Origin of the sequence: Occallatibacter savannae (assembly GCF_003131205.1) — a bacterium.
GTDB lineage: Bacteria > Acidobacteriota > Terriglobia > Terriglobales > Acidobacteriaceae > Telmatobacter > Telmatobacter savannae.
This window is the reverse complement of record NZ_QFFY01000004.1, coordinates 413,449-432,124: the sequence shown is the minus strand read 5'-3', so window position 1 is coordinate 432,124 and position 18,676 is coordinate 413,449. Positions and strand designations below refer to the sequence as shown.

Here is an 18,676-nt window from a genome sequence, read left to right as displayed (position 1 = left end):
GCCATGCTGATGTGTTCATTTTCAAGTACAGGGCAACTGCTCGTCTTTTCGGCTCCGATACTCTTTTGGCTTTTCTTGTTCGGACTAGTCATCGGGATATTTATGGCAGTAAAGCTATATCGATATTGGAAAATCATTTCTGATTTGCGATCGCAAAATGACGCTATTGAGTCGGAGCGTAGGCATTTAGAAGTTCTAACGAGATCGCTCCTGGCCAGCAAGGCCGTGCTTGAGGCGAGCAATCAGGATCTTAGGGCTGAGAACGATCGGCTGGAACATCGAATGGCTGAATTCACTGAACTTCAGCGAGAGAAAGATCATCTGGAAGAGCAGATTGTCGAACTCACCAGCACAGGGCCGCGACTGCACGGGGTGTGGAACAACTCGCAGACTTTTTGGCAAATAGGTCGCAAGGATACAAAGCGGATCATGCGAATTGGAGGTCGAATAAGTTTGGCGTCCAGCAACACGGATGAGGTGCTACACGTCCTAGCTGGGTACATCGAAGGGCAACGCATGGATCTTATCGAAACGATCAGTATCAGACCGGATGTAATTGAGGACGAGCAGGTTGTTCTGTGCATTTCGCCTCCCATCGAGGCCGATGAAAGGTGCTCATTCACAGCATCGATTGTCCTCGAAGATCATCAGAATCGACTTCACACTTTACCCAAACACAGTTTTAGACCGACTCAGCAAGCACCACCTTGGCTGAGCAAAGATCTAGCGACGTTGAATTTTGAGGATGTGGTCGACCACTCTCCCCCGCCGAACATCGGCTCGCTCACTGGAATCATCTCTATAGCAATGCGTTTCCTCTCCGGCAGCAGGGGAATACCGATTGCCAGTGCCGTCAGTCCCAACGCAAAGCAGCGCCGCTGTTCGTTGAACGATGACTATATCCTCATTCAGATATCAGCCAACCTACCCAACCAACGACGCCACCCTCGATTCATAATTCTCATTTCCGTTAATGCCCACTCGCTGACTTTGACAAGGCTATTGCTTGTCGTAAACCAGCTTCAACGTATTTGTAGCGCAGGATCCGTGCCGGAATACGGTTTCGGTGTGCACTGCCGTAGTATTCGTTTATCGCCCTCAGCCCGCAAACCCACCTGAAAGCCTCCGCTGATGGCAGGGGCTTAGTCACCGGCTACTCGTCCCTTGGCGTTTTTTGGACTGGAACTGACAGCTACGGCGTCGCTTTCTTCGCAGCGAAGGCTTTTTCCAGCATCTTCTCGAGGACGTTCGAATCCACGTCCGCGAGTCTCTTGATGTAAAGGCATCCTCTGCCAGTTGTGTGCTTACCCAGCTTTGCCAACAGCGCATCAGCTCCATCGAAGCCGATCGCACCATACAGAACGTTTGCTGCCTTTCGCGGTGAAAAACCGAGGATTGGCATGTCTCCTTCGCGTCCGCTTTCGTAAATGTAGTGATAGCTGCCGAAGCCGACGATCGCAGGTCCCCACATGGCTGGTTTAGAGCCGGTCACCTTCTGCATGAGTTCGACCAGAGCCGTTGCATCGGTACGCCGCTGCTCGTCAGTGCACGCGTTAAGAAACGCTTCGACGCTCAGTGCGGTTGGTTTGGTTTTGTTCTCACCCATGCTTTTCGTCCTTGCAGCCGCCAATGCAAAGTGTGCCAAACCCAGAATAGTCCAGGTTCCGCGCCGCGCTTGTTCTAAACGTTGCGCCGTGGTCCGGCCACCGGAACTTCAGAAAGTGGCAATTTCTTGGTTTAACTTCCGAATTGGCGACCATCCGCCCAGAACTGAGGGAATGGTGGCAAAATCGTATCGCCTCCAGACTATCCTTCGCCTCAAAGGGGCAGCCGCAGGCGTCCAAATACGAATTTAAGATACTTGATCCCATCGAATCTCCGCGATAGTATTTCTTCCTTTAGAACTTCTAAAGATGTATGCTTCTCTTCTTTAGAAGTCCGAGTGGAGAACTGCGTGCCCGAAAAAACCAGGCCTGAAGAGGAAATGCTGAAAGGCACTCTGGACATGATGATCCTGCATACATTGGTGCTGGGTGACGCTCACGGTCACACCATTGCAACAATCATCGAGCGATCATCCGGGGATGTGCTGCAGGTAGAGCAGGGATCCCTGTATCCCGCACTGTATCGGCTTGAAGATCGCGGCTGGCTCTCTTCGTACTGGAACCCGACTGAGAACAATCGTCGTGCGAAGTTTTACCGGCTGACAGCGGCAGGGCGAAAGCAACTGCTGCGCGAAACACAGCGGTGGCAACGCATCACACGCGCCATCGGCATGGTCATGGGAGAAGCATTGCAGGGAGGCGAATCATGAACTGGCTTCGCTTTTTTCGCCGTCGTCGCAGAGACGCAGAGTTGCGGGAAGAGATGAGCGCTCACCTCGCCAACGAGATCGAAGACAACATTGCCCGCGGATATTCGCCTGAAGAGGCGCGACGAGCGGCGCTGCGCAAGTTCGGCAATCCGCAACAAGTACGCGAACGGCTCTGGCGTGAGAGCACCATCTCGTGGCTCGACAGCCTCTGGCGCAATGGGAAACACAGCGTTCGCGCCCTGCGCCGGTCGCCTGGGTTCGCGGTCGTCTCAATCGTGGTCATCGCTCTCGGCATCGGCGTGAACGCGGCGCTCTTTGCGGTGGTGCGTGGCGTACTGCTGAAGCCGCTGCCCTTCGCCGATCCGCAGAGGCTGGTGCGACTCTATGAAGACACGTTCAACCATCGATTTGCCTACAACAGCAGTGCCGCCGGAATCTTTGCAGAATGGGAAAAGCAGCGCCATGGTTTCAGCGGAATGGCGATCAGCCGTCATTCGGCTTACAATCTCTCCGGCACCGGCGGTCAGCTCCCTGAGAATCTAGAGGCCTCGTTGTTCTCCGCATCGATGCTCCCGGTTCTCGGAGTCGAGCCGGCGCTGGGCCGTAATTTCTCATCTGCCGAGGATAGCCCCTCGGCGAATGGAACTGTGATTCTGAGTTGGAATCTCTGGAAACGGCGCTTCGGCGGAGAGCGGTCCATTGTCGGCCAAACGATTCTTCTTGATGGCCGCGGCTACACCGTCATCGGCGTCATGCCTTCCTGGTTCGCCTACCCTTCCAGCACCGTCCAGTTGTGGACAGCGGCTTCGCACGAGCGTACCACCAAGGAAATGCAAGCCCTCGATAATCACAACTTCCAGGCCGTGGGCCGGCTGAAACCTGGTGTCTCTCTGACCGAAGCGGTCAACGAACTCTCGCTGATAACTCTGCGCATCCACAATGCCCATGCAGATAATCCGTTCATCAGCTCTGAAGCGCACGGCCGCCCTCTCCTCGAGTCCCTCGTCGGCAACGTCCGCACTCCGTTGTTGATTTTGTTGTGTGCCACAGGCTGCGTTCTGCTCATCGCGTGCCTCAATATCGCCAACTTGCTGGTGGCCCGTTCCCTCGGTCGCCGCCGTGAGCTGGCGATTCGGACCGCCCTCGGTGGCAGCCGCGCCGAGCTGCTGGGCCATCACCTCGCGGAAAGCTTGTTGCTGTCGCTTGCCGGCGGCGCGCTTGGATTCTTTCTGGCTTATGAAATGGTGCAGTGGTTCGTGACACTTCGCCATGATGTACCACGCGCAGACGCGATCCACATGGACGGCGTGGTACTAGCCTTCAGCGCGGGCCTCGTGCTCCTGACGGCGCTTTCTGCCGGGCTGGTCTCAGCATTTTCAAGTCGTGACGACCAGGTGCTCAGCGCACTCCAGGAGTCGTCACGATCCTATAGCGGCGGCCAGGCACGGGCGAAGTTGCGGCGAGTACTCCTCACGGTCGAAGTTGGATTGACTGTCGTGCTGCTCATCGGCGCCGGGCTGCTGCTGAAAAGCTATGCCCGCTTGCGCTCTTCCGATTTGGGATGTATCACCCGCGATGTGCTGACGATGCAGGTGTCGTTGCCCGCTGCTCGATATGACTTTCCTGCGGCCGTGCACTTTTATCAGGAACTCCTCACTCGCGTCCGCAATTATCCAGGCGTTCAGGCCGCGGGACTCGTGACTACGCTGCCTGGCGATGATTATGGCGGCGACAGCGGATTTACCATTCAGGGACGGCCTCCGCTTGCAGAAGGAAATGGACAACTCGCACTGACTCGTTGGGTCGATCCAGAGTATTTCGCGGCTCTCGGAATTCCTTTCCAGAGCGGACATGCGTTCGACCATGATCAGTTCCTCGTGCCCGGATCCGAGGTCATCATCAGCGCTGCTTTTCAACGGCAGTATTTCCCTCGCGAAGATCCCGTCGGTAAAACCATCCTGACCATGGGCGAACGTCCGTATCGGATTGCGGGCGTCGTCGGCGACACTCTCTACTCCATCGGGGAGCAAGCGCGTCCGATGATGTATTTTCCGATCTACACACTCAACTCAAAAAATCCAAAGGATTTTGTCTCCGGGTCGGCACTGGTAGTGCGATCCGGCCAGGACGTCACTCGACTTGCTCTCCCTGTGCAGAAGATCTTCCAGAGCCTCGATCGCGATCTGGCGGTGTCAGACATCCTCACGATGGACCAGGTGATTGGCGCGCAGACTCTCGATGCCAGCTTCAATGCGACCCTGCTGCTCATCTTTGCGTTGGTTTCACTCGTACTTGCTGCCGTGGGTCTGTTCGGAGTGGTCTCCTACCTCGCCGCACAACGTACGACAGAGATCGGTGTTCGGATTGCGCTCGGAGCACAACGAAATCAGGTACTGACGCTCATTCTTCGCGATGGGCTGCGTCCGGCCCTAATCGGCTTGGTCGTTGGGCTCATCATCAGCGCCGGAGTAACACGGTTGATCTCATCCATGCTGTATCAAACTGGGCCCCTCGATCCGGAGATCTTCGGAGTGGTCGCGCTTACGCTCTTGGCGGTTGCCGTTGCGGCCTGCGTGGTTCCGGCATGGCGGGCCGCCCAGCTTAACCCGGTAACGGCGCTAAGAACGGAGTGAACTTTCGAACCTCCTGCGCAGGTTTCGGTTAGTGTGAGGTCCGTTGCGGGTGAGTCACCGGCTACTCGGAACCTAACCCGCGAGCAGGCGAAAATCTGTCAAAGGGACGAGTAGCCGACTACACTCCCGGAGCACAGCCAAACGGCGGTATTCTCGTTGTGAATGAACTGACTTTCGACGAGTCGCACAGCCAGTAGCCGTCCAAGCCAGTCATTGGCATTAGCGTGGAGTATCAACTTCCACCCATCAATCGGCTGCAGCTTAACGGACTTTCCGAGGAAAGGAACTCAAACCATGACACGATTTTCAGCCCTGCACAGAGTGGGGCCGCTGACGGCATTGCTCCTCGTAAGTATCATCCCACCCCTTCACGCTCAGATCCGATACTTTATAACCGATCTCGGCACATTCGGCGGCACCGTAGGTTTCGGATACGCAGTCAACGCTCAAGGCCAAGTGACAGGCTCAAGCTTGACCAGCGGAAACAATGGTTATCTGGCATTTCGAACAGCGCCCAATCTTCCTATCAAGGCCGCTGACTCTCTCGGCACGCTCGGCGGCGTCCAGAGTTACGGTCAGAGTATTAACGACTTGGGCCAGGTGGCCGGGGCCGCCGCAATTACGGATAGTGCCCCATTGCACGCCTTTCGTACGGAGCCTGACGTTCCCATCAATCCCGCCGTCGACGATCTCGGCACACTTGGCGGTACGGAAAGCGGGGCATGGGGTATCAACAGTCTGGGCCAAGTGGTCGGCTATTCATTGACCAGCGACGACACAATCCTCCACGCTTTTCGCACGGCTCCAAACCGTCCCATCAACCCCACTACCGATGACCTCGGCACGCTGGGGGGTACCGATAGCGCGGCTTTTGGCATCAACAACTTGGGCCAGGTGGTCGGCTATGCTTCCACGAGTGGCGGCACAAACCTCCACTTGCTCCACGGTTTTCGCACAGCTCCAAACCGTCCCATCAATCCCGCCACGGATGATCTCGGGACACTTGGCGGCACGGAGAGTTCTGCCACAGCTATCAACGACGTAGGCCAAGTAGTCGGCTATGCTTTGACCAGCGACGACACAACCCTCCATGCTTTTCGCACGGCTCCAAACCTGCCCATCAATCCCGCCACAGATGACCTCGGCACGCTGGGAGCGGAAAGTTATGGCATCGCTATCAATGAGTCGGGCCAGGTGGTCGGATTTTCTTACACCAGCGACCGCAAAGTCGTACACGCCTTCCTCTTCAGCCGGGGTCTGATGAATGATCTCAATAATCTAGTTCCACCAGATTCCGGATGGGATCTACAGCAGGCATTTGGCATCAACGATGCCGGGCAGATCGTTGGCATCGGCACGCACAGTGGTGTAGACGGTCCATTTTTGCTTACTCCTGCCAGCGATAACCTTTGCAAAAACAGCGGCTGGGAGAATTTCGGTTTCAAGAACGAAGGACAGTGTATCCAGTTCGTTAAAACCGGCAAATAGTACTGGATCAAGGGCTACGATTCTGAATCCCGGGCGATGATGTCCGGACAGGGCAGCCCGACGCTTGTCTTCCATTTCATTTCTACCTTTGAAGAACGGCATGCCGGTATGCCGAATCATGCGCATTTTGCGAGTAGGGCCTGGATGACCGGCAACTCGGAAGTTGACCATTTCTTGGCTAGGGTCCCGAGAAGCCGAAGGACCTTCTACAGTTTGTTCGTTCCGTGCAGGATCGCTGAGGAACCAAATTCCGTTTGTGCCTGAGTCCGGCCCGATCTTGTTAGTTTTCTTGAGCGGTCATCGGAAATGATCGACGAGCATGATGTCACTGTTTACGTCGCCGACGAGGGAGTACATGATCCAACGACCGTCCTGCGAAACAGAGAGGCCCTTCCCAAAATCCTTATCGAGGTCAAAGACGTGACGGACTTCCTTACTGGCGAAATCGAAGTAGCGTATCGATCTGGGGGCGTCTGCTGCAACGAAGTAGATGCCACCCCGGGCCAGGGCCCACATGGTTGAGTCGCGGAGACGAGGTACCCCACCAACCTCCGATTCTGCGCCAGGCCGTGGGATTAGCGGAATTTTCTTCAACACTGAATTGATTTCGTGACTGACGAAATAGACTGTGGTCCCGTCGAGCGATTCCTGGGGCGCGAAGGCCTCGGGGTCTCTGGAAAGGACAACCGCATCTCCACCGGACGCTGGGCAACGATAAATGCCAGATCGGCCAACTTCGTAGGATCTGAAATAGACCCACCTCCCGTCATGGGACCAGTGAGGTCGAATCGTGCCAGAGATGTTTGTCATGAGTCTTCTCGGGTTCCCTTCGATGGGCGACACCACGTATATCCCCCAGCGATCAACGGGTTTCCCGAAGTGATCTGTCGGACGGGAATCAAAAGCTATCGCTGTTCCATCGGGCGACCACGCCGGACTGCCACTGCCGGAATGTACGTCGGATATCTGAAACAAATCCCCGCCATCGGTACGGCTGACCCACACGGTCAGCCCTCCGGACCGCTCAGATTCGAATGCTATGCGCTTTCCATCCGGGGAAAACTGTGACTTATCCTGGCTCTGCGTCGAGGGGGCAAGTTCCACGGCTGGAAGTTGAAGGTTCTGTAGGTCCGTGCGCCAAATGCTTGTGCCTTCTGCATATGAGGTGAAGGCGAGTTTGTCCCCGCTGGATGAGATTGTCGGCTGTTCAACCTCTCCGGCTAAGGCAAGTCGCTTGGTTGAGCCGGTGGCAATTGTCACTTCACCAAGCTCGTTCGACGGCAGACCAAACCCAACGGAATAGATGAGTCGCTTATCATCGGCTGACCAAACCATCCCGTTCTGCAGGCCGACAAGGGATAGCACCTTGAGTGGTTTACCGTCCGAACGGTTCATGGAAATAAGGTCGAATTGATCTCCGCTTCGAGAACACCAAAACGCGATGCTTTCTCCTGTGTGGGAAAATGTAGGTTGGCTCTGATAAAGGCACCCAGGAACAGTTTCAAGTTGCCGGGTCTCATACGTCACGGTAGAGATCAGAAAGATTTTCGCGTTGTCCTCTCCGGGCAAGAAATCATTGAACGCGATCCATCTGCCATCTGAAGACCAGCTAACTGAACTGAATTGCGCAGAATGAATCTGAGTCGAGCGCAACTTTCGTTCTGGACCGCCAAGTGCAGGGACTACGTAGATCCCGGTATCTTGGCCCGCAATGCGGTGGAATACGACCTGTGTTCCATCTGGAGACCAGGCCGTACTGATCCATTCAGCTGGATTTCGTGTGAGACGGAGTTGTGTTTCGCTGCCAATCGCTTTGACATACAGGTCGAATCCTTGCTTGCGGGACGGTGACTCACCATTCCACGCGAACGCGATTCTAGATCCTTCCGGAGAAAGTGCCGGAGAGACTTCCTTGCCCGGCAGCGTTGTGAAGGGAACTGCGCTCAGTAATTGCTCAGCGAGAGGTGGCTGAATAGATAGGCGTTGGTATCCAAAAAAGATCGAGGCCACAGCGACGCCAATCGCCAGCACCCAGATGCAACGTTTTAACACTTTGTAGCGACGTGTCTCGGAACTATGTATAGGGCTCGTAGATTCGGACGCCGGCAAGTCCAGTTTCCCAATAAACCGATAGCCGCGCCGCGGCAAAGTCTCGACAAATCGCGGGCTGTCGGCCGAGTCGCTCAGGATCTCTCGTATTTTGTTAACGGCTGTATTGAGATTGCGGTCGACCTCAACGAAGGTGTCCGGCCAAAGCCGCTTTTGCAGCTCTTCCCTCGTCACGACCTCACCCGGGCGCTCCAGCAGGATAGCCAGCACTTGAAACGGCTGTCCGCCGAACTTCAGCCGATCTCCATCCTTGCGCAGTTCGCCTGTTTGCAGATCGGCTTCGAATGCGCCGAACCGTATAAGCCGGGGCGGTGACTCAGTTTCAGCCATCGGGGAAGCCTTCTTGTGGTCTCACGCCAGTCTTTGCTGAACTGCGGCAGTCCTGGCGTCAATCTCTCAACTGCAACAATGCCCTGCAGTTATGGCAATCAACATCTTTTCAATACATCTTTGACACGCATTTTACCCCTGATCGATTGAGGTAGCTAGATATAGCCGCCAATGTCGCCTCGGCTCGCAACCCGCGAGCGGAGGCCGACATGAAGTTCACAGCGATCCGCCCATCTCTACAGATCGTTCTTGCTGCCCTACTCTCCTTCACTTGCACCTTCAGCCACGCAGAAGCCCATTGCCCGGCGGGCCTCCCTGACCTACATCCGCGTCTGATCGCGGGCGCGCTGCTCGTGATTCCGGTGACGGTCAACGGCTCCGGACCGTACGACTTCATGGTTGACACCGGCAGCCAACTCAATGTCCTCGATCCTCTGCTTGCCGACCAGCTGCATCTCCAACCACAAGCCCACGTCGGACTAGTCACCGCTGCGAGCGTCAAAGAGGCATCGGTGGCAGTCATCGATTCGCTGCAGGCAGGCCCATACGCAATTCAGCACCCTCTCGCTGCCGTTCAGGATCTCGGGATGCTTCAATCGGCTGACCCAGGCATTCGCGGTGTGCTCGGTGAGAACTTCATCGGACACTTCGATCTGCTCATCGACTACCGGCGTAACTTGCTATGTTTCGACCAGGCGGGAGCGATAGAGAAGGATCTTCGCTGGGAGCGCATTCCATTCGTTCCATCCAACCACGCCGACCCTGACGTGCCCTTTTCAGAACGCCTCGTGATTTCGGTGAGACTCTCTGACACCGGAGCGCGGCCGATCCTGCTTCAGATCGACTCCGGGAGCGACGGCCCCATCCTCTTTGCCGGCAACAAGGACCTGGAGAAATCTCTCCTCAAGAGAGCGATTCGTCCAGGAACCGAAGGAGGAGAAGCACGGCCGCCGTTTGCCCTACTCCCCCCTCAAGATATGAAGCTCGGCAGTCGAACAGTTCGCGGAGTGCCCTTTGTCACTCCATCCAGTGCAGCGGCGAACAGTTCAGATCACGAAGAGGATGGGGTGCTGGCTACTGTGCTCTTTGGGCGCATTTACATCAGCCATTCGAAGCAGTTCATCGCTTTTGATCTGAGATGATAAGCACTAATGAGTTACTGCCCGGAGGTAGCGCAATCTGAGTTCTGGGCGAATCACCGGCAACCCGGAACTTTGCCGGATTTTCGCCGTTAGGGTCCGAGTGGCCGACCACACGCTCGGTACGCGGCAAACCACTGATGAAGTGCGTCGAAGACTGTGCAGAGTGGAGTGACGCAAATCACACCACGTTGCTCGTGCATGCCCTAAGCTCACCTTACCAATTCACAATTGACGGTCCTGAAGGGGAAGACGCACAATCTTCCCCACTTCCCCTTTTTCCCCACACAGGAGTGCAGCGTGGTTACCGATAGTGACGGATTTGACGACCGTCTGATCAAAGCAGGCGAGCTGAAGCTCAAGTATGACCCAGAGATGAAGCCCGTTTCAGCGTGGTGCTCGCTGTGCGGGGAGAAGATGCCTGATGTGCCAGCCAACTTGAGGGACTCGGGCGAGATCATCATGTGGATGTCGATGGAGTTCATCGAACATCGCACGCTGAAGCACTCGAACGAGGATAGAAGGCCGAATAGCTAGAGATTAAGCTGGAGGACTTCTTCGTTTGGTGAAGCAAGCCCAGCAGTAAACTGCTTGCTTCTTCGTCGGAACGAAGGGAATTGTCGTCTTCTCTCCGCAATCGGCGCACATAACATGCCAGTCGGTGCGGATCGGCTTCTGCCTGTGTTTCGACCTGCAACTCGGACATGTTTTGGGAACGTGAGTGAAGCCCTTCATGCGATAGAATTCCTGCTCTTCTTTCGAGAAGACAAAGGAGGAACCACATGCTCGGCACTCCACTTCGACGTTCTTGAGCTGTTCTTGTTCAGAGACCATTACACTCGGCTTCCACTGGACCAGTGGAGATGAGACCAGTTTGCTCGGTGGTAGATTTAGCGTCAAGGTGTTTTGCGTCAGGGCCTCTAAGGTTCGGATCTCGGGATCAACTGAACCGAGGCCCTGACAGGGGCTCCTAGGGCTTGTGTCCAAGAGCCGTGCTCTCGCAACTGAGAGCCAGGTAATGTGATGCACTCCGAAGCAAAAGAAAAAGCCTCAGCCGCTCTCGCCAGGGCTCGGCTGGGGTTAACTTCTTCGAGGTTCCTTTTGCTTTGGCCAGTCTGGCAGGAATCATCGGACTATGGCAGGCAACTCAACGAAACCCCAGTTCCATCGAGGGATCTGCGGATGGCGGAAACGACGATAGCCGATCCATTCAGATTTCATTGACATCACTTTCACGAATGTGATCTCGTGTGTGCAATGAAGCGGGCCCCTAAAAGCTTTTCGGTTGTAATCGTCGTTCCGTTCTTCGCAGTCCTCGCGGCCGTTCTTTGGAGCATGAAGCGATTTTTGGGATGTGCGATGGCTCTTGTCGGCTGGGAACTCGTCTGGCCACCAAGGCTCGTAGACGACGGTCAAAGCGAAGTCGAAGCGGAGCGCATCGGTGATGGTCTGCATTGCGTATAGGCGTCTTGTTACCGAGTGGATGATCGTGATCACCATCGCACACTCAGATCAAGCCGCAGTCGGCGCATACTGGCAGGCGGTCGAGCACCGAGCGAGTTGTGAGGTGTGCCGCGACGAAACGCTTGCTGAAGGTTCTTCTGGCATCTATGCCATCATTGCTCCAAGCACACGCTAGAGCGCCCGAGCCTCAGCGCGGACATTTACGAGAGAATGTCTGCTGCTCCGAGGCCCCGGCATTCATCGCTCCAGGAGTTCCCGTCCAGCGAGCGAACGCAAACGTCTTAGGTAGGTGAACAGGTCTCCTTCGTCCCGCAATCATTCCAGTGGTCGCAGGGTTTTCCTGCATCCACTAGACAACACTTGCCGGATCGGAATCGTCTCTCCTTCGTGATAGGTATTCCCATTTTTTCTTTACTGTCATGGAGAGAACGCTGGCCGAACATATCTGTAAGCTGCAGGGCAAGGTGAAGGCCCTGCGGCAGGCGTTGAAGAATGACGCTTTGTCCGTTCACGAGAGACTAAAGATTCAGATTGACCTTCACATCGCAGAACGCGCTCTGGATCTGTACCGCAAGGCATACGATCTTGAGCGCGAACTTCCCGACTGACAGCAGAAGACCTCACTTCTGACCAGAATCTACGTCTGCTCAGCCATAAACGCTGTGATCGCTCCCTGTAAGCATTAGCTTTTCTTCAGTCATCAGGTGCAAGCCTTTTGGTCCCGCTACTGCCCGCGTCAGCTATGACAATTCGGGTACTACGGACAGTAGCGAGCCACGCTCGTCTTGGGCCGAAGACAAGCGTCTATGCGGGGCGAAAAGGTACTGGCCCCGTGATGCCACGAAAGGATTCTGTCTCAGCACTTAGACCGGGTCAAGCCTGCTATCACAAAGTTAAGAACGCTGGTAATGGGAGCAGCGCACGATGTGACTTGCTCCGAGCAATTGTGAATGCGCTCATTCGGGCATCTCTTCCGCTTTAGGTGTGTGGCGCGTCGGAAGGCGGGAAGAGACATTGTTTAATCTCGTCCTCTCGGCAAGCTTTACACCTCTTTCGATGCTCATCAATTAGCCAGAAGACTCGCACAGTCGGAGTGTCAGTCCCGCTGCTGGTCCCTGGATCGTGAAAGACCAGCCATTTCCACTCAAGAAGTAATTCCTCGTAAACCTGACAGGCCATCCATCAGAGTGGGATTCTGTTTGCAAACGAAAAGTTTTATCTCGTCGAGAGTCGCTGCTCTAGGTCGAACGCCTTTCGATAGTGAGCCAATGCACGTAACGCCATATCCAGATCCAGACAAAGGTCCGCCCTTTCGACTTCGCTGCGTTCTGGATCACTCACCGCAGCCCTGTATGCCTCTATCTTCTGCTCCAGATGAGCAATGTGTTCGCTCAGGGGGCGCTGCATAACAAGGTCAAACTGTCTGCAGAGATCGGTGTTCACTGAAGCAAGCTCGACAGTAGACAGGACGATGGTGGCGGGGCGTGAACGGCACAGTAGTAGCTGTTCCGCAGTCAGCGCACTTCACTGGGATGTCAGCCCTCGCATGACTCTGCGTCTTCTTCGACCGGCAAAGTCTACAAGTCTTCGGCTGGTGAGTGAAGCCCTTTGCGCGGAAGAACTCTTGTTCTCCTGCTGAGAAGACGAATTCTGCTCCGCACTGAGTGCATTTCATATCACGATCAACGAAGTCCATCTTCTTGGCCTCGGGGCTGGGTTCGCTCGACTGGGATTGTTGGTAGGTGCGATCAGTCTGAGCTTCAGGAGCGAACGCGTCAACAGTTTTCATTTGAGGAACCTCTCTTGAAAAAATGACGCCAGCCGTGAGCTGTTTCGGCTGGCGGAGGAACTAGCCCAGAAGGCTTTGGTCTGAGAGGGAGTGTATTGATCACAAACGTTCTTCGTAACTAGGCAAAACCCTTGTGTGCTGAATAATCAGTGAGTCGCTTCCCGTGTGATGTGCGATTCGATAATCGCTACTGCCGTGGGCTATGCGGCGTCTGAACTCTCAGTGATGACTATCGGAAATAGCGTCGAGGATGTAGCGCATCTTGGTCATGCAGGCAGGACAATTCGCTTCCAATACTTTCTCCGACTCTGAACGCGGTTCGGAGAATGAGCGAAGGCAGTCTGGACAAGTTAATACCACGTAGTCCTTGCCGTTGATCGGAATCCAGACCGGAGCCCTAGCCGGCTTTGGGAGATGCGGCCTCAGCGGAGAGAGTCCAATCAGTTCTTCAATCTTCGACGCAAGTTCTGGCGGCTTGTACGCACCCTTCAACAGGAAGGCATCCGCAAGCGGAGCCGTGATTCCTGTACCGAAGAACTCTCCACTGATGGCTATGACAGGAATATGCGGGAATCGCTGTCGGACGATTGACAGCAACTCGAACCCGCTCATTCCGGGCATTCGCAAGTCCGAGACGATCAGATCCGGCAGAACGGACCGGAGTTCCACGAGTGCTTGAAAGCCATCTTCAGCCGTTCGCACATCGTGACCAAAGGTTCTCAAGATCAGAGCAGAACTCTCCCGGAGTCCTGCATCATCATCCACAAATAGAATTCTTAGCTTGAACCCTTGTTGGCCCATCTGTACTGCTCCGGTGAATACTGTTCCGTCATTGTAATATAACCCGGCGTAACGGTCTGATTTACCACGGGTTTGTCCTAGCTGCGTTCTGCTGCCTCAAGCTGCCGAATCAAGGATTTCTGAGGCACTGTCACCCTAAGAGAGTAGCGCGTGAATCCTCTCAATGACATCGGTCGGGTAGATGGGTTTCGCAAGAACCTCGAAGCTGTAGCCAAGCTTCCTGGCGTTCCCTAGTAGATCCGCTGTAGAGGACACACCCGACATCAGGAGAACCTTGCGCACAAGTTGCCGTCTCGTGCAATCGATCGCTAACTCGATTCCTGTCATTCCCGGCATCATCACGTCACTGAGCAGAAGATCCAACGGCTCAGACTCTAGGAGACACAGCGCATGCTGAGCACTGTATGCGGCTACAGCATGAAAGCCTTCTGCTGACAGCACCATGACCAACGTATTCGCTATGATGTCGTGATCGTCGACGACTAGTACCGTTTTCTTCGGCTTGGAAGACGCTGCAAGCAAATGGCTCCTTCCGCTTCGCACGGAATGGGACAGCGTCGATGGTAACAACGCTATGTCCATTAAGATGCGACCAGTTGGGCTTCAGCGTATCCCTCGATCACCAATCTGTCCGGCGTCATTGACTACAGCCCTCAAACGCGTCTTAACTGATCAAGGGTTCTGAGCGAATCACCGCCAACTCGGACCTTTGACGATCCTTCGCCTTTTAGGGTCCGAGTAGCGACGACACATCAACTTCGCGATTCGAGCATCAATTTCGGGCTCCTAATGCCTGATCGCGCGGCGCTTAGCGTACAAGATGGAAGCGATGATCACAATGATGCCTACGATTAGGAACCGAGAAAATCCTACGTTGTTGCGGCTAGCAGCCTCGTAGTCGGTGAGCGAGTTTGTCATCGGCGCATCTCGATCGAAATAGACCGTCACCTGCTGCCCGATAGTCATGGGCAAGTTCGGCGAGGAGCTTTCACCTGTATACCGCTTCCCCAGAACGGCGAATGTATAGCTGCACTGGTTGTGATTTGACGGCTCGTAGGCGGTCACGACACCTATCGTCGACTCTTGTCGGGCTGCGATTAAATGTTCTCGATGGGCACTGGGCAAAACCACAACTAAGCCGAAGACCAATGGAAGGGTCAGGAAAAGAGAGTTCCATGACTTCCAGTCATTTTTCGAGCGCGGAGAAAAGAACCATCTCACGAAGTTCACGCAGCCGACTATCTCCCACTATGAATGTATTCGTCCGATAACCGGCTACTCCGTCGAAAATGCCTGCGGGAAGCCCATTTTCAGCGTAACTCGGAACCTACATTTCCTTGCTTTAGCTTGCAAGTTGGCACTGACCACTCATGACTGAAACCGCGAAAGCCGGAATTTTGGGGCTTCTGAATCATCAGTTCTTGTCGAGAGTATCAATCCATTTTCTGATGACTGATAGCAGAGCCGTCCTCTTTGATTTCACCTCTTCTGTGTTGTGGAACAGTGCCAGCCTTCTCCCGTCTGTGTAGTCACCTTCCAGCAAGCCAGACTTGTCGTCAACGCGCGCTCCGCTGAGGAATACCAGACGAACACAATCCTTTTGGTGCAGGTTGAAGACCACTACGTGCCGCTTGTGCTCCTTGGGATTGAAGGGTTTCATCTCTCCAGAGAAGAAAAACGCCGGTGCGTTCCACTTGATTTCTTCGCCAATCTCACGGTCTGCGCTCAAGATGATCCTTCGCAATGCTTCGACAACGTTAGCTAGTGGATGCGTGAGCGTTCGCATAAAAGCATCGACTTCCTCTGGCTCAGTCGCCTTTGTCAGGACAGCTTCGTTGAGCTTCATCGAAGATTCCGCTGCACGCTGCCGGCGTTTCATAGTGCATGCAGGGTACCACGACGGTTCTGGACGAATTACCGGCAACTCGGAACCTAACGGATTTTGGCTTGGAGTTGGCGACAAACAATTTCAGATCCATTCTTTCGGCCTCACCAAGCATTTCAGGCAAGCTTAAGGCCGCCGCCTGTAACATTGCCTGATCGCATTCGCAGGGAGGTATGCAACCATGAGGACCGATCGGTTTCCCCACCAGCTAGGTTTGATTGCCGTATTGATCATTGCTGCCTTCAGTGTTTCTTCCGAAGTCTGGACTCAGAATTACTCCGTTCCTCCATATCATCTGATCAAAAGAGTCGCCCTTGGAGGCGAAGGAGGATGGGACTACTTCACAGTGGATCCAGGGACGCACCACATCTTCATTGGGCGAGGTGGCTACGTCATGATGCTCGATTCCGATGGAGACGTGGTTGGAAAGCTCGACGTGGGCAAGCTGAACGAAGCGCATGCGGTCGCGCTGGCGCCCGATCTTCAACGTGCGTTTACCAGCAACGGAGGCGGCGGTTCAGTAACGATCTTCGATCCTGTGGCTCTGAAAGTGATTGGTGACGTGAAAATCCCGAATCGGGATACAGATGACATAGAATACGAGCCGATTTCCAAGCGGGTGTTCACTTTCAATGGCGGCAAAGGAAACGACGCCACCGCGATCGACGCTTTGAAGGGCGTGGTTGTGGGAGAAGTACCGCTCGGAGGCAAGCCTGAGACTGCTCAGGCAGACGGCCAAGGCCACATTTACGTGAACATCGAAGACAAGAGTGAGTTGCGCGAAATCGACGCCAAAACTTTGCAGTCATGCATAGTTGGTCTTTGGCGCCCTGCCAAAACCCTTCCGGTCAGGCGATCGATAGAGCCCATTCGCTTCTCATCATTGGCTGCCACAATGGGCTGATGGAGTTTTGGAATTATGCAACTGGTAAAGTAGCCGGAACTGTTCCGATCGGCAAGGGAGTCGACGCCAATCGCTTTGATCCTGGGACGGGACTTGCCTTTGCTTCCTTAGGCGACGGAACGATCACCGTCGCGCATGAAGACGCACCAGACAAGTTCACCGTAGTACAAACCATTTCGACGATGAAAGGTGCACGAACCATGGCGCTCGACACCGCTAATCACAAAATCTATACCGTAAGTGCCGAGTTCGGGCCTCCACCCGCGCCCACTCCCAAGAATCCTCATCCCTGGCCCGAAATGAAGCCCGGTACTTTCACGCTCATGATCTATGGACAGTGAGCCGACTGACGGCCTCCCATCCAAGTCCTGCCACTCATAAGGGTGATCCGAGGCGCCCGCCTGAATCGCACAACACCCAGTTGCCTGACTAATCTGTACCAAGGCCGCGTCGGGGTCGAATCACCGGCTACTCTGACCCTATCGGATCTTGGATTGGTTCCGAAATGCCGACTACACCCTGAAAAGAACGAGCCAGCGGCTGCTCAGTGCCGCTGGCTCCTTATTCAAACCGCCCTGTCGGTGATCTAGTTGTCTCGCTCTTTCTGATCCTGATCATCGTCGCCAACCGGTCTACGCAGCCAGGGAGTTGTAACTATGGTTGCGTCATTCGCAGTCGAACATCCTTTTGCTCCGGGACCGCTCGAGCAGCCCCAGAAGTTTTCGGTTGCAACGGCTCCGCCTTTGCACGGAGCGGGCGGGTCGAGGCTGCAGACGTTAGCCACTCCTTCTTTTCCGCCAAGCAGGTTGTTCTGATGTATCTTGACAAGCGCAGGCGTGTTGACCGCAACATCGATGTCCTCATCGGTGATGGTGTTGCCGGTGATGAGGGTGCCCCGAACAGGGGTTCCACCACCGCCGCTGTTGATGTTGATTCCCACTTTTCCGCCGGTCGCAGTGTCGTCTAGGTCCGCAAGATTTTTCGCGATGTAGTTGCCGATGATCTGATTACCATCCATGTTGTCAGCCGGAAGTCCGAAATGCGGCCCGACATGCGAATGCAGGGCAACTCCACCCAACCCGTTGCCGATCAAGCGGTTGTGGATCACAACGTTTTGCGATGCGCGCCCTTCTCCGTTGCCGTCAGAGAACAGGCCAACCCCAGCGCCTCCCACCATCACGCCGTTGTTCTCCACGTCGTTCTCGCTGACCGTGATGTGGTGGTTGCCATGATGCTTCGATCCAATCGCGCCAACGGGCGGATGTGACGCGATTACGATGCCGCATTCCCCCGGATTGTTCACAACTTTATTGCGTGTGACGACGATGTCGTGGCTCGCGGCGGACTCGTCGCTGATCAGAATTCCGTCGTCGTTCAGCGTGATGATGTTGTCGGAGACTATGGATTCCGAGACGCCGATCAGGTGAAGGCCACCACCACAATCGCCGGTTTCATCGAGCTCAAACGCAGGCTGTCCGGGGCAACCCTCGGGCGCGCCGGTGAACTTAGAAGGAGTCTTATCGTTGTTATTGATGTTGTTGTTGCGGATTGTCACATCGGAAGCACTCACAACCAGAACGCCTTCATAGTTCGCGTTCTTGACGTTGAAGCCGGAAACGATGACATGGGCGAGACCAACGTTATCGAACCCATCTACGAAGATGCCGTTGGGGAGACCAATGGCGTCGATGATGGTTGAGTTTGCGCCCGATCCGATGAGCGAAAGCGGCATTCCGATGACTACCGCTTCTTTGTAAGTGCCAGGCCAGACGTTGATGACATCCCACGCGGAAGCTGCTGCCACCGCTGAGCTGATTGAC

At 54.9% G+C, this 18,676-nt stretch carries 19 protein-coding genes; 9 read left to right on the top strand and 10 right to left on the bottom strand.

Annotation, left to right across the window (positions count from 1 at the left end; genetic code table 11):
• Positions 1-3: 3 nt before the first annotated feature.
• On the top strand, positions 4-1,119 hold the full coding sequence (locus tag DHV10_RS16830) for a hypothetical protein (protein ID WP_109487532.1): 1,116 nt from the start codon (positions 4-6) through the stop codon (positions 1,117-1,119).
• Between the two features lie 73 nt (positions 1,120-1,192).
• On the opposite strand, the gene DHV10_RS16825 is transcribed toward DHV10_RS16830, so the two are convergent.
• A complete protein-coding gene (locus tag DHV10_RS16825; RefSeq protein ID WP_109487531.1) occupies positions 1,193-1,606 on the bottom strand; it encodes a DUF1801 domain-containing protein in 414 nt (137 codons plus the stop codon).
• A 378-nt stretch (positions 1,607-1,984) separates the two neighbouring features.
• On the opposite strand from DHV10_RS16825, the gene DHV10_RS16820 reads away from it, so the two are divergent.
• The 3 genes from DHV10_RS16820 (at position 1,985) to DHV10_RS16810 (ending at position 6,435) form a co-directional block, all read left to right on the top strand.
• Positions 1,985-2,314 (top strand): PadR family transcriptional regulator, encoded by a 330-nt coding sequence (locus DHV10_RS16820; RefSeq protein WP_109487530.1) that lies wholly within the window; start codon positions 1,985-1,987, stop codon positions 2,312-2,314.
• Positions 2,311-4,947, top strand: coding sequence for an ABC transporter permease (locus tag DHV10_RS16815; RefSeq protein WP_109487529.1), 2,637 nt, complete (start codon positions 2,311-2,313; stop codon positions 4,945-4,947). Before DHV10_RS16820 ends, DHV10_RS16815 begins: the two co-directional genes overlap by 4 nt.
• A gap of 294 nt (positions 4,948-5,241) precedes the next feature.
• Positions 5,242-6,435 carry a DUF3466 family protein gene (locus DHV10_RS16810; RefSeq protein WP_109487528.1) on the top strand — a complete coding sequence of 398 codons (1,194 nt, stop codon included), beginning with the start codon at positions 5,242-5,244 and terminating at the stop codon, positions 6,433-6,435.
• A gap of 297 nt (positions 6,436-6,732) precedes the next feature.
• Here DHV10_RS16810 and DHV10_RS16805 read toward each other — a convergent pair whose 3' ends face one another.
• Positions 6,733-8,874, bottom strand: coding sequence for a winged helix-turn-helix domain-containing protein (locus DHV10_RS16805; RefSeq protein WP_109487527.1), 2,142 nt, complete (start codon positions 8,872-8,874; stop codon positions 6,733-6,735).
• Positions 8,875-9,083: 209 nt separating this feature from the next.
• Between DHV10_RS16805 and DHV10_RS16795 the strand changes: the two genes are divergently transcribed.
• On the top strand, positions 9,084-10,016 hold the full coding sequence (locus DHV10_RS16795) for a retropepsin-like aspartic protease (protein WP_109487526.1): 933 nt from the start codon (positions 9,084-9,086) through the stop codon (positions 10,014-10,016).
• Between the two features lie 297 nt (positions 10,017-10,313).
• The gene (locus DHV10_RS16790; RefSeq protein ID WP_162601615.1) at positions 10,314-10,550 is read left to right on the top strand and encodes a hypothetical protein; all 237 of its coding nucleotides are present in this window, start codon (positions 10,314-10,316) and stop codon (positions 10,548-10,550) included.
• Between the two features lie 3 nt (positions 10,551-10,553).
• Here the strand turns inward: DHV10_RS16790 and DHV10_RS28330 are convergent, their stop codons facing one another.
• Both DHV10_RS28330 and DHV10_RS16780 read right to left on the bottom strand, forming a co-directional pair.
• Positions 10,554-10,847 carry a zinc-ribbon domain containing protein gene (locus DHV10_RS28330; protein ID WP_109487524.1) on the bottom strand — a complete coding sequence of 98 codons (294 nt, stop codon included), beginning with the start codon at positions 10,845-10,847 and terminating at the stop codon, positions 10,554-10,556.
• A gap of 291 nt (positions 10,848-11,138) precedes the next feature.
• Positions 11,139-11,513 (bottom strand): hypothetical protein, encoded by a 375-nt coding sequence (locus tag DHV10_RS16780; protein WP_162601614.1) that lies wholly within the window; start codon positions 11,511-11,513, stop codon positions 11,139-11,141.
• A 383-nt stretch (positions 11,514-11,896) separates the two neighbouring features.
• Between DHV10_RS16780 and DHV10_RS16770 the strand changes: the two genes are divergently transcribed.
• Complete coding sequence (locus tag DHV10_RS16770; RefSeq protein ID WP_109487521.1) at positions 11,897-12,085, top strand: hypothetical protein; 189 nt, start codon at positions 11,897-11,899, stop codon at positions 12,083-12,085.
• Positions 12,086-12,891: 806 nt separating this feature from the next.
• On the opposite strand, the gene DHV10_RS16760 is transcribed toward DHV10_RS16770, so the two are convergent.
• The 5 genes from DHV10_RS16760 to DHV10_RS16740 form a co-directional block, all read right to left on the bottom strand.
• Positions 12,892-13,152 (bottom strand): zinc-ribbon domain containing protein, encoded by a 261-nt coding sequence (locus tag DHV10_RS16760; protein ID WP_239461872.1) that lies wholly within the window; start codon positions 13,150-13,152, stop codon positions 12,892-12,894.
• Positions 13,153-13,485: 333 nt separating this feature from the next.
• Positions 13,486-14,067 (bottom strand): response regulator, encoded by a 582-nt coding sequence (locus DHV10_RS16755; RefSeq protein ID WP_109487519.1) that lies wholly within the window; start codon positions 14,065-14,067, stop codon positions 13,486-13,488.
• A 135-nt stretch (positions 14,068-14,202) separates the two neighbouring features.
• Positions 14,203-14,649: a response regulator gene (locus DHV10_RS16750; RefSeq protein WP_109487518.1), complete on the bottom strand. Its 447-nt coding sequence runs from the start codon at positions 14,647-14,649 to the stop codon at positions 14,203-14,205.
• A gap of 204 nt (positions 14,650-14,853) precedes the next feature.
• Positions 14,854-15,132 carry a hypothetical protein gene (locus DHV10_RS28325; RefSeq protein ID WP_162601612.1) on the bottom strand — a complete coding sequence of 93 codons (279 nt, stop codon included), beginning with the start codon at positions 15,130-15,132 and terminating at the stop codon, positions 14,854-14,856.
• Between the two features lie 349 nt (positions 15,133-15,481).
• A complete protein-coding gene (locus DHV10_RS16740; protein ID WP_162601611.1) occupies positions 15,482-15,913 on the bottom strand; it encodes a DUF1801 domain-containing protein in 432 nt (143 codons plus the stop codon).
• 220 nt (positions 15,914-16,133) lie between these two features.
• Between DHV10_RS16740 and DHV10_RS16735 the strand changes: the two genes are divergently transcribed.
• Together DHV10_RS16735 and DHV10_RS16730 are read left to right on the top strand one after the other, a co-directional pair.
• On the top strand, positions 16,134-16,856 hold the full coding sequence (locus DHV10_RS16735; RefSeq protein WP_162601610.1) for a YncE family protein: 723 nt from the start codon (positions 16,134-16,136) through the stop codon (positions 16,854-16,856).
• Complete coding sequence (locus tag DHV10_RS16730; RefSeq protein WP_109487514.1) at positions 16,856-17,197, top strand: YncE family protein; 342 nt, start codon at positions 16,856-16,858, stop codon at positions 17,195-17,197. The genes DHV10_RS16735 and DHV10_RS16730 overlap by 1 nt, the downstream gene beginning before the upstream one ends.
• A gap of 245 nt (positions 17,198-17,442) precedes the next feature.
• Here DHV10_RS16730 and DHV10_RS16725 read toward each other — a convergent pair whose 3' ends face one another.
• Positions 17,443-18,660 carry a right-handed parallel beta-helix repeat-containing protein gene (locus DHV10_RS16725; RefSeq protein ID WP_162601609.1) on the bottom strand — a complete coding sequence of 406 codons (1,218 nt, stop codon included), beginning with the start codon at positions 18,658-18,660 and terminating at the stop codon, positions 17,443-17,445.
• Positions 18,661-18,676 lie beyond the last annotated feature (16 nt).

Excerpts from the sequence above, each read along its gene's own strand:
- DHV10_RS16795 (WP_109487526.1), top strand. The coding sequence starts at position 9,084 with ATGAAGTTCACAGCGATCCGCCCATCTCTACAGATCGTTCTTGCTGCC.
- DHV10_RS16780 (WP_162601614.1), bottom strand. The coding sequence starts at position 11,513 with ATGGTGATCACGATCATCCACTCGGTAACAAGACGCCTATACGCAATG.
- DHV10_RS16825 (WP_109487531.1), bottom strand. The coding sequence starts at position 1,606 with ATGGGTGAGAACAAAACCAAACCAACCGCACTGAGCGTCGAAGCGTTT.
- DHV10_RS16820 (WP_109487530.1), top strand. The coding sequence starts at position 1,985 with ATGCTGAAAGGCACTCTGGACATGATGATCCTGCATACATTGGTGCTG.
- DHV10_RS16830 (WP_109487532.1), top strand. The coding sequence starts at position 4 with ATGCTGATGTGTTCATTTTCAAGTACAGGGCAACTGCTCGTCTTTTCG.
- DHV10_RS16805 (WP_109487527.1), bottom strand. The coding sequence starts at position 8,874 with ATGGCTGAAACTGAGTCACCGCCCCGGCTTATACGGTTCGGCGCATTC.
- DHV10_RS16730 (WP_109487514.1), top strand. The coding sequence starts at position 16,856 with ATGGAGTTTTGGAATTATGCAACTGGTAAAGTAGCCGGAACTGTTCCG.
- DHV10_RS16815 (WP_109487529.1), top strand. The coding sequence starts at position 2,311 with ATGAACTGGCTTCGCTTTTTTCGCCGTCGTCGCAGAGACGCAGAGTTG.
- DHV10_RS16770 (WP_109487521.1), top strand. The coding sequence starts at position 11,897 with ATGGAGAGAACGCTGGCCGAACATATCTGTAAGCTGCAGGGCAAGGTG.
- DHV10_RS16750 (WP_109487518.1), bottom strand. The coding sequence starts at position 14,649 with ATGGACATAGCGTTGTTACCATCGACGCTGTCCCATTCCGTGCGAAGC.
- DHV10_RS16740 (WP_162601611.1), bottom strand. The coding sequence starts at position 15,913 with ATGAAGCTCAACGAAGCTGTCCTGACAAAGGCGACTGAGCCAGAGGAA.
- DHV10_RS16735 (WP_162601610.1), top strand. The coding sequence starts at position 16,134 with ATGAGGACCGATCGGTTTCCCCACCAGCTAGGTTTGATTGCCGTATTG.
- DHV10_RS16755 (WP_109487519.1), bottom strand. The coding sequence starts at position 14,067 with ATGGGCCAACAAGGGTTCAAGCTAAGAATTCTATTTGTGGATGATGAT.
- DHV10_RS16810 (WP_109487528.1), top strand. The coding sequence starts at position 5,242 with ATGACACGATTTTCAGCCCTGCACAGAGTGGGGCCGCTGACGGCATTG.
- DHV10_RS28330 (WP_109487524.1), bottom strand. The coding sequence starts at position 10,847 with ATGGTCTCTGAACAAGAACAGCTCAAGAACGTCGAAGTGGAGTGCCGA.
- DHV10_RS16760 (WP_239461872.1), bottom strand. The coding sequence starts at position 13,152 with ATGAAATGCACTCAGTGCGGAGCAGAATTCGTCTTCTCAGCAGGAGAA.